The organism is Streptomyces sp. NPDC085937 (assembly GCF_044540535.1).
Lineage (GTDB): Bacteria > Actinomycetota > Actinomycetes > Streptomycetales > Streptomycetaceae > Streptomyces.
The window spans coordinates 147670-161047 of sequence record NZ_JBITSH010000010.1; the positions used below are offsets into that span (position 1 = coordinate 147670).

Here is a 13378-nt window from a genome sequence, read left to right on the forward strand (position 1 = left end):
GTCAGCCCACGTCCGGCAGCTTCATCCACGCGTCCCAGGTCAGGTCACGGCCGATGAACCGCGGCCGCCGGAACGGCCAGTCCTCGGCGATCCACCGCGGCACGAACGCGTCGAGCGCCCGCTCCAGGGCGCCGCCCACCTCGTCGTCCACCACCCACCAGGAGATCTCGGCGTCCGCGCCCTCCTTCTCCGGCGGGTCGATGTACACGCAGCCCTTCAACGCGGTGCGCTCCGCGTTCTCCACGGTGTAGTTGAACGATTCGTGCGCCTCGATCTCCGCGGCGTGCCGCTCCAGATCGGCGAGATTCGCCTCGTACGACATCGTGGCCGACGGCCAGCCCCACGCGGGCCCGAAGATCGAGAACAGCCGCTCGCGCGACCCCATCACCGTCGGGTAGTCGAGGGGCGCGTCCGCGCCACTGATCGGCCGCAGCCGATGACCCCCGCCGCCGGGTATGCCGACGTGCAGAGGATGGACGAAGTCACGCGGAAGCCAGCTCATGACCGCGAAGCCAACCACGCACCGCCCACCGGGGCAAAGAAATATCCGCACCGGGCGGTTCCGGCGGCTTCGGCGGGGACCGCTGCTCTGCTGGGAACGTCATCCCGGTGGTGGGGCTGCTCCAGATTGGTGAGATGCGGGGGGTCCGGCAGGGGGGAGCCGGGGAATCGGGCGATGACCCGCTTATCTGGAGGTCCGAGCATCGGACCATCGCAAGGAGTTACACCGTGCCGTCACAGCCCAGCGACCCCTCGTACACCGTGCCGGGCCTGCGCACCCAGGACAGCGGACGGATCATCGAGCTGCTGCAGATGCGACTTCACTCCCTCAACGACCTCCACCTGACCTTGAAGCACATCCACTGGAACGTCGTCGGGCCCCACTTCATCGCCGTGCACGAGATGATCGACCCGCAGGTCGACAAGGTGCGGGACATGACCGACGACCTCGCCGAGCGGATCTCCACCCTCGGCGGCGAGCCCAACGGCACCCCCGGCGCCCTGGTGCACGCGCGGACCTGGAACGACTACTCCATCGGCCGGGCCGAGGCGATGGAGCACCTGGGCGCGCTGGACCTGGTGTACACGTCCGTCATCGAGGACCACCGGGAGGCGATGCGGGAGACCGAGGAGGCCGACCCCGTCACCCAGGACATGCTCATCGAGCAACTGCGCGGCCTGGAGCTCTTCCAGTGGTTCGTCCGCGCCCACCTCGAGTCCAGCGGCGGCCGGCTCAGCACCCGCGGCGCCACCACCGAGACCGGCGCGGCGGGGCAGGCTGCCGAGCAGGCCCGCAACCAGCCCTGACCGTCGCCCCGGCACGGGGGACCGCGACCGCCGTGCCCGCCTCCGTCCGGCCGGCCGGACCGAGGCGGGCACGAACCTCACACCGCTTCCCGCACACACCCCGTGGCGATCCCCGACGCGCGGGCGACCAGCGCCGCGAACTCCCGCCGCACCGCGGGCTGCGCGCCGGTCTCGTCGAAGTGCCGCAGCGCCGAGTCCGCCAGCTCCGCGATCTTCGCCTCCACCTCGTCCCGGGCGCCGGTCCGCTCCAGCGCCGCCCGTACGCCCTCCACGGCACCGTCCGGCAGGGTGGCGGAGCCGGGGGACAGGGCCGCCACGGCCTCCTCGTCCCCGTGGGCCCGGCCCAGCTCCAGGGCGACGGCCAGCAGATACGTCAGCTTGCGCGCGCGCAGGTCGTCACCCACCGGCTTGCCCGTCAGCGCGGGATCGCCGAAGGCGCCGAGCAGGTCGTCCCGCAGCTGGAAGGCCAGCCCGGTGCAGCGGCCGGCCGCCCGCAGCGCCGTCATGACCGACTCGTCCGCCCCGGCCAGCGACGCGCCGAGGGCCAGTGGCCGCTCCACCGTGTACAGGGCGCTCTTGAGCGTCGCGATCGTCAGCGCCTCGTCGACTCCGGACGCGCCGGCCGCCTGCGCCTGGAGGTCGCGGTACTGACCGGCCACCATCTCGCCCCGCATCGCCCGCCACTCCCGGTACACCCGGGGCCCGTGCGGCGAGCCGAGGACGATGTCCGTCATCAGGTCGTCGGCCCAGGCCAGCGCCAGGTCACCGGCCAGCACCGCCGCGGAGTGCCCGAACGCCTCCGCGCTGCCCGCCATGCCCTCGTCGCGGTGCATCCGGGCCAGGTCCACGTGCATCGCGGGCGCCCCGCGGCGCAGGTGCGACCGGTCCATCACGTCGTCATGCACGAGCGCACACGTCTGCACCAGTTCCAGCGCGGCGCCCGTGCGCAGCAACGGACCCGGGTCGCCCGAGCCGCCGCCGGCCCGCCACCCGCACCAGGCGAACGCCGTACGCAGCCGCTTCCCGCCGCGCCGGGCGAACGCGGAGACCCGGCCGGCGACCTCGCGGGCGAACACCGCGTCGACGTCGTACGCCTGCGACATCCGCGCGTCCAGCACCTCGTCCAGGACCCGCCGCACGGCCCGGGTGGCGGCGTCGGCGGTGAGCGGGCCACCGGCCCGTTCCGCAGGTTCCTCCGTCGCCGACCGCAGTTCACGCATGCACAGCCTCTTCTCGTTGTCCGTCGCCCGCCCGCACCCGTCCGCCGCCGGGTACCCGGGAAAAGGCGCGGTGACCTTCTCCCGTCGGCGCGGCGGCCCCGGACGCCGGTCCGGAACGCCCACGGGGGCGGCCCGGCCTAGTTCGGGACGCCCGCCCGTCGTCGGCGGGTCCGCCATCCCCGCCCGGCGCCCGTGGCGCCGCCCGGTACGCTTCCGCCCGCCGCCGCCCGGGTGATGTTGCGCGCCATGCCGCCGAAGACCACGGCGTGGAAGGGCGAGACGGACCACCAGTAGGCGTGGCCCAGCAGGCCACGCGGGTGGAACAGGGCGCGCTGCCGGTAGGCGGTGCGGCCCGCGCCGTCCGTCTCCACGCGCATCTCCAGCCACGCCAGGCCCGGCAGCCGCATCTCGGCCCGCAGCCGCAGCAGCCGTCCCGGCTCGATCTCCTCCACCCGCCAGAAGTCCAGCGAGTCACCGGCCCGCAGCCGCTGCGGGTCACGCCGTCCACGCCGCAGCCCCACCCCGCCGACGACGCGGTCCAGCCAGCCCCGGACCGCCCACGCCAGGGGGAAGGAGTACCAGCCGTTCTCGCCGCCGATGCCCTCGATCACCTTCCACAGCGCCTCCGGCGACCCGGACACCGCCCGGTGCCGTTCGTCCCGGTAGAGGCTGCCGCCGGCCCAGTCCGGGTCGGTGGGCAGGGGGTCGCTCGGGGCGCCCGGCACGGCGGCCGACGACCAGCGGGTGGCGACCTGCGCCTCCCGCACCCGCCGCAGGGCCAGCTCCAGCGCCTCTTCGAAGGGCAGGGGCCGGCCGGGCGCGTCGGGCACGTACGCGGCGATGTCGTGCTCACGGCACACGACCTCGTGGCGCAGCGACTCCGTGAGGGGCCGCGCGATGCCCGCCGGCACGGGGGTCACCAGCCCCACCCAATGGCTCGACAGGCCGGGAGTGAGCACCGGCACCGGCACGATGACGCGCCGCCGCAGACCCGCCACCGCGGCGTAGCGGCGCATCATGTCACGGTACGTCAGGACGTCGGGGCCGCCGATGTCGAAGGCCCGGTCGACGTCGGCCGGCATGGTGGCCGACGCGACGAGGTAGCGCAACACGTCGCGGACCGCGACGGGCTGCGTGCGGGTGTGCACCCAACTGGGGGTGACCATGACCGGCAGGCGCTCGGTCAGGTAGCGCAGCATCTCGAACGACGCCGACCCCGAGCCGATGACGACGGCGGCCCGCAGCACCGTGGCGCGGACGGGGGAGTCGAGGAAGATGCGGCCGACCTCCGCCCGGGACCGCAGGTGCGGGGACAGCGTGTGCTCCGGCACGCCCTGCGGGGTGAGCCCGCCGAGGTAGACGATGCGGCGCACCCCGGCCGCGTGCGCCTGCTCGGCGAAGGTGCGGGCCGCGCGGCGGTCGGTCTCCTCGAAGTCGCCGCCGGTGCCGAGCGCGTGGACCAGGTAGTACGCCACGTCGACGCCGTCCATGGCCGCGGCGACGGAGGCGGCGTCGGTGACGTCGCCGCGCACCGTCTCGACGTCCGGCGCCCAGGGGTGGTCGCGGAGCTTGTCGGGGGAGCGGGCCAGACACCGGACCCGGTGGCCGGCCTCGAGGAGATCGGGGACCAGCCGTCCGCCGATGTAGCCCGACGCCCCGGTGACGAGGCAGTGCGCCCCCGCGCTGCTTCCTCCTTGGCCGCGCCTGTCCACGGTCATCCCTCCGCACGGTCGTCGTGACACCGGCTCCTGCTCCCGATCCTCGCCGCACGCGCCCGGTCCCGCGCGTCGACCGGGGCGCGGCTTCACCGGTGACCGTCCCGGTCCCCGTCGCCCGGCCCGACGGCCGTCTCCAGGTCGGAGGCGAGGGCGTGCAGCCACACCTCCACGTCGACCAGGTGGGAGACGGACGGTGCCGGGATCCGCGCCAGGATCCCCACGGGCAGTGGCGCCGGTCGCACGGCCACACCGCCGGCCGGGAAGTCCGCCGCCCGGAGCGCCGCGGACACCACCTCCTCGGCGGCCGCCCGGGCCCAGTCCGCCGCGTCGGCGGGCCACGGCGTCCCCGGTGACCAGGGCACCCAGTAGGTGCCGGTCAGCACACGGGAGCCGAAGTTGAGCGCGGCGAGCCAGTCGGGCCCGCCGTCCGCCGGGCGGCGGGGCGGGGGCTCGGTCCGCAGTTGCGCGTACGAGGCGTGGGCGATGCGCCACCGCAGCAGCGCCCGCCGCAGCGTCGGGGCCGCGTCCCCGCGGCTCGTGGGGGCCGCGTGCCCGGCCGCCGTCCGCTCGACGGTGACCCGCACCAGCGGCGCGGTGGTACGGAACAGGGCGGCCGCGCTGCGCCGCATCTCGGCCCGCGCACCGGCGGGCCAGGCCAGCACCCCGCACACCAGTCCGATCACGCTGCCGGTGAGCACGTCGACGATCCTGGCCTCCGCCAGCTGCCACGTCACCGGCGCGATCTGCGCGAAGGCCACGGACACCACCAGGGTGAAGAGCCCCTGCCCCCAGGCGGGCCCGCCTACCGGCCCCGCCCAGAAGGCCACCAGCATCGTGGGCACCAGCAGGGCGGCGTACACCTCGGCCGCGTCGCCCGCCGAGACCAGCAGCGCGCCCGCCGCCAGCGATCCGACCAGCGTCCCCACGACGGCCCCGCGTACCGCGGACCAGGTGGCCCCCGCCGTGGTGCGGCCCAGGGTCAGCATGCCCAGCAGGACCCAGAAGCCGTGCGACAGGTCCAGCGACCCCGCCACCAGCCGGGCGAGCGCCAGCCCGGAGGCGCTGCGAACGGAGTTCTGGAAGACGACGGAGCGCGGCGTGACGTGGTCGGCGATCCGCACCCACCACAGCCGGGCCGTGGAGGCGCCGGCGTACCAGAACTGCTCGCGCGGCAGTCCGGGCAGGGGCCCGCGTCGTCCGGTCGCCAGGGCCACCGCCGCGCTCACCGTCACCGCCGACACCGCCACGGCGAGGAGTGTCGACTGACGGCTCAGCAGCGGGTGCGGGTCCCCGCACAGGTCCGACGGCACGCCCCGGGCGACCGCGTACTGCGCGGTCATCTCCTCGATCCTCTCGGGGTCGGGGGCAGGGCGCGTCCCGCGCAGCGCGCCGGCCGTGTCGGCGCAGGCGGCCGCGAGACCGCGCAGCAGGGTGGCCGAGGGCAGGTCGACCGGTGGCCGCAGCAGCGGCGCGAGGACCGCGAGCAGGTCGAGGCAGCGGCGCGTCGCGTACCCCGCCTGGGCCAGCGCGCGGTCCCGCGCACCGGCTCCGGTGGGGCGGCCGCCGGCCGGTGTCCTCGAGAAGCGCAGGTCCCGGCCCGCCGCCCGCAGCGCCTCGGCCGTCTTCCGGCCGTCGGCGACGCCTCGCAGCAGGTCCCGTACGGCGTGCGCCGCGAGGTCGAGGCTCCCCGCGATCCGGTCGCGGTACGACGGCTGTTCGGGTTCCGGCAGCAGCAGCCACTCGCACACGACGGTGAGGGCCGCGCCCAGGGCGAGCCCGGCCAGCCGGTCCGGCAGCGTGCCAGGGGCGTAGGGAGGGAAGCTGGCCAGGATGTAGCTGAGCTGGAGCGCGGGGACGACGCCGGCCGCCCGGGAGCCGATCGAGGAGCCGAGCACGAGCACGAACCCCACGAGCAGCATCCCGAGCGCCGCGGACCAGCTCGCCGCCGCCAGGTACGTGCCGAGCACGATCAGCGCCGCGGCGGCCGGCACGGCGCGCAGCACGGTGCCGGCGCGCCGGCGTCCGCAGCCGGGGAGCGGGGAGAGCAGCCCGAACGCGACGGGGATGAACAGCGTGTACAGCGCGAGCACGGGCCGGTCCAGCAGATCGACCGCGGGGTAGAACCCGGCGACGGCGGCGACCGTGACGCGGACCGCGCGCCGGGCCGCGCCCACGGATTCGCCCCGTGACGGCGGATTCGGCAGCAGCGTCCGCCAGGAACGCGCGTGCCCCTCGGAGCGCCCCCGGTGCCACATGACGCACCATCCTGCCCGGACGCGGCCCGTGTGGCGGGCAGGCCGCACCGTCGTGGGCGGCGGTACCGCCCGTCCGGCGCACCGTGGCGCAGGCCCCCTTGCTGGACTGTCATGTCAGCGTCATCATTGCTACTCGCGGGTATCTACCCGCATAGACACCGCACGGTCACGCTCACGAGCTCCATACGCAGTGCCCCCGCCCCTCACTCGTCCCAGGAGGCTCGATCCACGTGAGACCCCGTCATCTCCGCCGCCGCGGCGCCCTCGCCGTCGCGGCGACGACCCTGGCCGTCCTGTTCGCCGGCCAGTCCCTCGGCGCCCCGCAGGCCGCCGCAGCCCCCGTCCCCGTCCCCGCGCCGGCCTCTCCCGCGTCCGAGGTGCACGCGGCGGAGGACCTGGCCGCGCGGGCCATCGCCGGCGCCCTCGCCGACCCCGCCTGGAACGCGCGCGTCCGCCGGGCCGCGCTCGCCTCCGACGAGGTCGCCGTCACCGCCCTGGCCGACGGCACCCTGAGGTCCACCCTCGCCGCGGCCGACCGCAGGATCGCCGCCGCCAAGGGCCTCGACGCCGGTGTCGGCCCGCTGCTGCGGCTGCGGCTCGGCGACCCCTCGATGCGCGGCGCGCTCACCGCCGGCACGCGGCCCTGGGTGGCCGCCGCCACCTCGGACGACGGCCCCGTCACCGCGTACGACAGCGGGGGCCGGACCCACACGCTGGACGCGCGCGAGGCGCCCGCGCACCCGGTGTACGTCGTCGACCTCGACGGCTCCCGGGCGCTGGCCGCCGGCCTGGACGTCCTGAACGAGGAGCTGACCCGCCGAGGCGTGCGCTCCACCGCCCCGACGACGCGGCGCACACCGCTGCGGGACGCGTCGGCCACTGCTGCCGCCGCCGGTTTCTGGACCACCCGCGTCGCCGCGGTCTCGCTCTCCGACGACCAGGAGCCCTGGATCAAGGGTGACGCCGAGATCTACACCCTCGTCACCGGCTTCGGCCACGACGGCAAGGTGCGGGTCGACCCGGTCGACATGCCGTACCTCGACGACGACGGCGTCGTCTACCGGCCCCAGCAGATCCTGGTCAACTGGTCGTCGTACAAGTACAACCTGGCCGACGCCGTGATGATGGAGGACGACGGCGGCACCAACTACCGCGACCTCGCCAAGGCCATCGCCGCCGTCCTGCTCACCGTCACCGACCAGGGCGCGTACATCCCGCTGGTGAACGCGGTCCTGGACGCGATCCCGGACGACTGGTGGACCGACGACCCCGACTACGTCGACTCCTGGTACACCCTGGCCCGCACCGACAGCGGCACCCGTCACGGCGCCCGCGGCAACGGCTGGATGACCCTGGAGCCGTACTTCGTGCAGGAACTCTGAGAGGCCGGCGCGTACGTGCGGCCCCGCGGCAGGGGCGACCTGCCGCGGGGCCGTCCCGCGCCGAGGTCACCTTCCCGCTGCCCCGTCCGGACCCGCTGGGCTCGGCATCCGCCGCCGGGGGCCGGAGGCTGGGGACCGGGTGTGACGCGGGCGGTCCGGAGCCGGCCGGCCGCCCGGGCACAGGTGAGGAGAGACCGTGGACGATCAGCAGGGGGCCGCGGACCGCGTCGTGGTCGGGGTGGACGGCTCACCGTCGTCGCGGCAGGCGCTGCGCTGGGCGGTGCGCCAGGCCACGCTCACCGGAGGGACGGTGCGGGCCCTGAACGCGTGGGACTACCCCCAGTACCACGGTGCGCTGGGCTGGCTGCCCCCGTCGAGCGGGGACGAGGACGAGCTGGAGGCCAGGGCACGCGAGGACCTGACCCGGTGTGTCGAGGAGACCCTGGGCACACGGCCGCCGGCGGAGGTCCGCGCCGAGGTGCAGTACGGGACGCCGGCCAGCGTGCTGCTGCGCGCGGCCCGTGACGCGTCCCTGCTGGTGGTCGGCAGCCGGGGCCTGGGCGGGTTCGCCGGGCTGCTCCTCGGCTCCGTCGCGCAGCACTGTGCGCAGCACGCGGCCTGCCCGGTCGTCGTGGTCCGGGAGGACACCGCGACCGGGATCGGCGACGACGGCTGACGGGCCGCCTCAGCCGCCTGCGCGGACCGCGGCGCGGACCAGGTCGCGGGCCAGGTCCGTGGCCGTCGCGAGCGTGCCCGGGCCGACGGGCCGGGTGGCGAGCGCGCCCTCGTGCAGGACGAGCAGGCGGGCGGCGAGGGCGGCCGGGTCCGGGCAGCCCGCCGCGTCGGCCAGCTCCTCGAAGAGGCGCAGCAACCAGCGCTTCTGGTCAGTGGCGACGCGGTGCGCGGGATGCCCCGGATCGGGCAGCTCGGCCAGGGCGTTGATGAACGCGCATCCCCGGGTGTCGGCCGCACTCCACTCGCGCAGCGTCTCGAAGGGCGCGATGACGGCCTCCTCCGCGCTGCCGCTCCCCTCGACCGCCGCCCGGACCGCCGACCGCCAGCGGCGGTCGCGCTCGGCGAGGTAGGCGGCGACGAGGTTGTCCTTCGAGCCGAACCGGTTGTACAGCGTCCGCTTGGTCACGCCGGAGTGCTCGGCGATCAGGTCCACGCCGACCGCCGTGATGCCCCGTTCGTAGAACAGCTCCTCGGCCGCGGCGACGATGCGGCGCCCGGCCGGCGTCAGGGGAGGGATGTCGGTGCCGTGGTCCATGCGCGCGCCTTCACTGATCGGTGTACGGTGGGAGGTGAAGTATACAGATCAGTATATCTGTGAGGTGGGCATTATGACCGAGTACATGCGCGCGGTACGCATCACACGGCACGGTGGACCTGAGGTGCTGGAAGTGGCGGACGTGCCCGTCCCCGTACCGCGGGCCGGCGAAGCGCTGGTGCGCGTCGCGTCGGTGGCCCTGAACAACACCGATCTGTGGACCCGCGAGGGCGCCTACGGCCGGCCCGGCGACCCGGAGGCCCGGTCGGGCTGGCGCGGGCCGGTCGGCTTCCCCCGCATCCAGGGCGCCGACGTCGTGGGCCGGGTGGCGGCGGTGGGCCCCGGCGGCGACGAGGGCCTCGTCGGCCGCCGCGTGGTGGTCGACCCGGCGGTCTACGACGGCGACGGCCCGGACGCCCACCCGGTGGGCCTCATGGGCAGCGAACGGGACGGCGGGTACGCGGAGTACGTCACCGCCCCGCTGGACCAGCTCCACGACGTCACCGGCTCCCCGCTCACCGATGACCAGCTCGCCTCCCTGCCGACCGCGTACGGCACCGCGCTGGGCATGGTCGAGCGCGGGCGCCTGCGCGAGGGCGAGACCGTGCTGGTCTCCGGCGCCTCCGGCGGGGTCGGGCTCGCGCTGGTGCAGATCGCCCGGGCCCGGGGCGCCCGGGTGGTCGCCGTCAGCAGCGGCACCAAGATCGACGCGGTACGCGAGGCGGGGGCGCACGCCGTCGTCGACCGGGCCGGGGACGTCGTCGACCAGATCGGTGCCGCCGCCCCGGAGGGCATCGACGTCGCGCTCGACGTCGTCGCCGGGGACCTGGTGACCGAGGGGGTGCCGCTGCTGCGCGAAGGCGGACGGTGGGTGATCGCCGGGGCGCTCGGCGGCTACGGGGTGCACCTCGACGTACGCCGTCTCTACCTGCACAACGCCCGGGTGATCGGCTCGGCGATGCACACGCGGGCGCACTTCGGGCTGCTCATGGACATGGCCCGGCAGGCCGCCGTCCAGCCGGTCGTCGCCGCGGTGTACCCGCTGGACCAGGCCGCCCGGGCACAGGAGGAACTGGCCCGCAGGAACCACGTCGGAAAGCTCGTCCTCCACCCGGGGGATGCGCCCGGCCGGTGACGGGCCGCCCCCGCCGTCCGCCGCCGGGCCGCTCACGCCGTGAGCCGGACCCGCCCACCGTCCCCGAGCCGCTCAAGTCGGTAACCGGGCCGCTCACGCCGTGAGCCCGGACCCGCCCGCCGTCCGTTGAGCCGCTCGCGTCGTGAGCAGGACCCCCACCGTCCGCCGAGCCGCTCAGATCGGTGACCAGCCCGCCTCGCCGCCCGCCAGGGCGCTCAGCTGGTGACGAGCGACGCCCCGCCGTCCACCGGGTCGCTCAGGTCTGCCGGGCGTGCACCGGGCTGTTCGCGACCTCCTCCGGGCACTTCGCGTGCGCCTGGCGCATCCGCCGGTCGCGCAGCCAGTCGTACGCCGCCAGGGCGAGCGAGGCCAGCATCGCCGTGAGGGCGGCGGTCAGCGCGATGAACAGGGAGACCTGGAAGTCGTCGTTGCGGGCGAGCATCAGGTAGAAGAGGCCCGGCAGGGCCGCCGTACCCACCGCGGCGCCGAGCCGCTGTCCCGTCTGCAGGGCGCCGCCGGCCGCGCCCGCCATCCGCACGGGCACGTCCCGCAGCGTCATGGTGATGTTGGGCGAGACGACGAAGCCCCCGCCGATGCCGCCGACGAACAGTGCCGGGGCGGCGAGCCAGGGGGCGATGTCAAGGGGCGCGAACCGCAGCAGCAGGGCGGTACCGCCGAGCCCCACGATCACCCCCGCGAGCCCCCACACGGTGAGCAGACGCCCGAACCGGTCGACGAGACGCCCGGAGATCACCGCGGCCCCGGCCGACCCGATGGCGAACGGCGTCACGGCGAGCCCGGACTCCAGCGGCGAGTAGTGCAGACCGTGCTGGTAGAACAGCGCGAAGACCAGCCAGACACCGCTGAAGCCGATGAAGTACAGGGTGCCGACGCCCGCGCCGATGGCGTAACCGCGCACGGTGGTGAACAGCCGTGGATCGAGCAGCGGGGTGGCCCCCCGGGCGAGCAGACGGCGCTGCCGGCGGACGAAGACGGCGAGAATCGCGGCGCCGACGAGGAACAGCCACCACATGCGGCTCAGCCCGCCCGACTCCGCCTGCACCAGCGGGAACATGAACGACAGCACGCCGAGCCCGAGCAGCAGCACACCCGGCACGTCCACATGGCCCCGCCCCGACTTCCGGGTCCGCGGCAGCAGGCGACGGCCCAGCAGCACGGCGAGGACGCCGATGGGCACGTTGACGTAGAAGATCCACCGCCATCCCTGCATGCCGTCGGCCAGCGCGAGGATCGCACCGCCGACGATCGGCCCGGACGCCGAGGAGATACCGACGGTGGCACCGAAGTAGCCGAAGGCGCGGCCCCGTTCGGCGCCGCGGAACATCTGCTGGATGAGGGCCGAGTTCTGCGGCGCCATGAATCCCGCCGCCAGACCCTGGGCGAGGCGGGCCACGACCAGCAGGGTGATGTCGGGCGCCGCGCCGCAGGCCGCGCTGAACAGCACGAAGCCGCACAGGGCGATCAGGAAGATTTTCCGCCGGTCCAGGGCGTCGCCCAGCCGGCCCGCCGTGACGAGGGCGAGCGCGAAGGTGAGGGCGTAGCCGGACACCACCCACTGAACCTGTGCGGGGGAGGCCCCCAGGTCGGTCTGCACGGTGGGCAGCGCGACCGCCACGATCGTGACGTCGAGCAGGCTCATGAAACCGGCGACGAGCGTCACCCACAGGGCACGCCACCGGTGCGGATCCGGCTGGTAGTCGTCACCCCGGGTACCGGGCTGCCGGTCGCCCGCCCCTGACGCCGACGCAGTCACATGGAGTCCTCTCACACGCCCGAACAGGGCGAACATGTTCCCCGGCCGGGCCACGCGCACACCCGATGGCGCACAAAACCAGCCCGCCGCCCCCGCCCCCGGACGCCACGGCACCGAGTCACCCCGGAGACCCCGGCACCGGGCCACGCCCGGCGGGCCCTAGCCGGCCGGAGCCACCGTGCTCCCGCGGACGGCCAGCCGGTGCGGGACCGTGAGGTCGGCGGCGGGCACGTCGTTGAGCGGGCTGTAGATGCGGTCGGCGAGGCACTGCAGCGCCCGCTCCGCGATCTGCCGCTTGTCGGGGGAGACGGTGGTGAGCGTCGGCCGGCCGAACCGGCCGTCCTCGATGTCGTCGAACCCGACGACCGCCAGGTCCTCCGGCACCCGCAGCCCCCGGACGTGCGCCGTGTGCAGCGCGCCCAGCGCCAGTTCGTCGCTGAACGCGAACACCGCGTCGGGCGCGTCGCCGGAGTCGAGGAGTTCGGCCATCGCCCGGGCGCCGTCGCCCCGGTGCAACGCCCTCACCGGACGCTCCCACGCGGGGGCCGGGGTGATCCCGGCACGCCGCAGCGCCGTACGGTAACCCTCGGCGCGCAGCTCGGCCGTGCCGTTGCCCAGGTGGGGCTGCAGGCCGACGGCGGCGACGCGGCGCCGGCCCAGTGACAGCAGGTGCGTGGTGGCCTCGTCCGCCGCGGCCACGTTGTCGACGGCCACCCGGTCCGCCAGGCCCTGCGGGTCGCGCTCGCCGAGCAGCACCACGGGCAGGGGGCGTGCGGCGGCGGTGATGTCCTCGGCCGGCAGCGCCCAGGGACTGATGATCAGACCGTCCATCACCCGGCCTCCGTCACCGGTGAGCAGCCGCCGTTCCGCCTCGGCGTCGCCCCCCGTCTGGTCGATGACCACCGTCCACGACCGGCGGCGCGCCTCGTCCACGAGCAGCCCGGCCAGTTCGGCGAAGTAGGGGGAGTGCAGCTCCGGGATCGCCAGGCCGATGATGCCGGTCCGTCCCGCCCTCAGGCTCCGGGCCGCGAGGTTGGGGCGGTAACCCAGGTCGTCGATCGCCTCCTGCACCCGTCGGCGGGTCTCGGGCGCCACCCGGGCGGAACCGTTGACCACGTTCGACACCGTGCGCGCGGAGACCCCCGCGCGCGCCGCCACATCTTTCAGGCTGCTGCTCACCCGCACATCGTGGCATGCCCCCCGACGCGTGGACCATGAGCCGGCACCAACCTATTGCCACGTTGAAATCAACGATGCAACATAGAGCTGGGGGAGGTGCCCGGCCCGGTACCTCCACAGGTCCCGCCGCAAGGAGG

The 13378-nt window shown here is 75.1% G+C and carries 11 protein-coding genes; 4 read left to right on the plus strand and 7 right to left on the minus strand.

The genetic code is table 11. From position 1 onward, the window contains the following. Position 1: 1 nt before the first annotated feature. Positions 2-502, minus strand: a complete 501-nt coding sequence (locus tag ACIF8S_RS21790) for an N-acetyltransferase (RefSeq protein WP_400000995.1) — start codon at positions 500-502, stop codon at positions 2-4. Positions 503-729: 227 nt separating this feature from the next. Between ACIF8S_RS21790 and ACIF8S_RS21795 the strand changes: the two genes are divergently transcribed. Next, on the plus strand, positions 730-1308 hold the full coding sequence (locus ACIF8S_RS21795) for a Dps family protein (protein ID WP_400000997.1): 579 nt from the start codon (positions 730-732) through the stop codon (positions 1306-1308). Between the two features lie 77 nt (positions 1309-1385). Here ACIF8S_RS21795 and ACIF8S_RS21800 read toward each other — a convergent pair whose 3' ends face one another. From ACIF8S_RS21800 to ACIF8S_RS21810, 3 genes are all read right to left on the minus strand, one after another. Next, a complete protein-coding gene (locus tag ACIF8S_RS21800; protein WP_400000998.1) occupies positions 1386-2528 on the minus strand; it encodes a polyprenyl synthetase family protein in 1143 nt (380 codons plus the stop codon). 137 nt (positions 2529-2665) lie between these two features. Beyond that, positions 2666-4246, minus strand: a complete 1581-nt coding sequence (locus ACIF8S_RS21805; RefSeq protein ID WP_400001000.1) for an SDR family oxidoreductase — start codon at positions 4244-4246, stop codon at positions 2666-2668. Between the two features lie 86 nt (positions 4247-4332). Further along, complete coding sequence (locus ACIF8S_RS21810) at positions 4333-6501, minus strand: FUSC family protein (protein WP_400001001.1); 2169 nt, start codon at positions 6499-6501, stop codon at positions 4333-4335. 230 nt (positions 6502-6731) lie between these two features. Here ACIF8S_RS21810 and ACIF8S_RS21815 point away from each other — a divergent pair, with 230 nt between their 5' ends. Continuing rightward, positions 6732-7883 (plus strand): DUF3103 family protein, encoded by a 1152-nt coding sequence (locus ACIF8S_RS21815; protein WP_400001002.1) that lies wholly within the window; start codon positions 6732-6734, stop codon positions 7881-7883. 196 nt (positions 7884-8079) lie between these two features. Continuing rightward, positions 8080-8559, plus strand: coding sequence for a universal stress protein (locus ACIF8S_RS21820; protein WP_400001003.1), 480 nt, complete (start codon positions 8080-8082; stop codon positions 8557-8559). A 9-nt stretch (positions 8560-8568) separates the two neighbouring features. Here the strand turns inward: ACIF8S_RS21820 and ACIF8S_RS21825 are convergent, their stop codons facing one another. Continuing rightward, on the minus strand, positions 8569-9153 hold the full coding sequence (locus ACIF8S_RS21825; protein WP_400001005.1) for a TetR/AcrR family transcriptional regulator: 585 nt from the start codon (positions 9151-9153) through the stop codon (positions 8569-8571). A gap of 73 nt (positions 9154-9226) precedes the next feature. Here ACIF8S_RS21825 and ACIF8S_RS21830 point away from each other — a divergent pair, with 73 nt between their 5' ends. Beyond that, on the plus strand, positions 9227-10288 hold the full coding sequence (locus tag ACIF8S_RS21830) for a zinc-binding dehydrogenase (protein WP_400001007.1): 1062 nt from the start codon (positions 9227-9229) through the stop codon (positions 10286-10288). A 256-nt stretch (positions 10289-10544) separates the two neighbouring features. Here ACIF8S_RS21830 and ACIF8S_RS21835 read toward each other — a convergent pair whose 3' ends face one another. Beyond that, complete coding sequence (locus ACIF8S_RS21835) at positions 10545-12062, minus strand: MFS transporter (RefSeq protein WP_400001008.1); 1518 nt, start codon at positions 12060-12062, stop codon at positions 10545-10547. Between the two features lie 159 nt (positions 12063-12221). Further along, positions 12222-13241: a LacI family DNA-binding transcriptional regulator gene (locus tag ACIF8S_RS21840; RefSeq protein ID WP_400001010.1), complete on the minus strand. Its 1020-nt coding sequence runs from the start codon at positions 13239-13241 to the stop codon at positions 12222-12224. Positions 13242-13378: the final 137 nt, after the last annotated feature.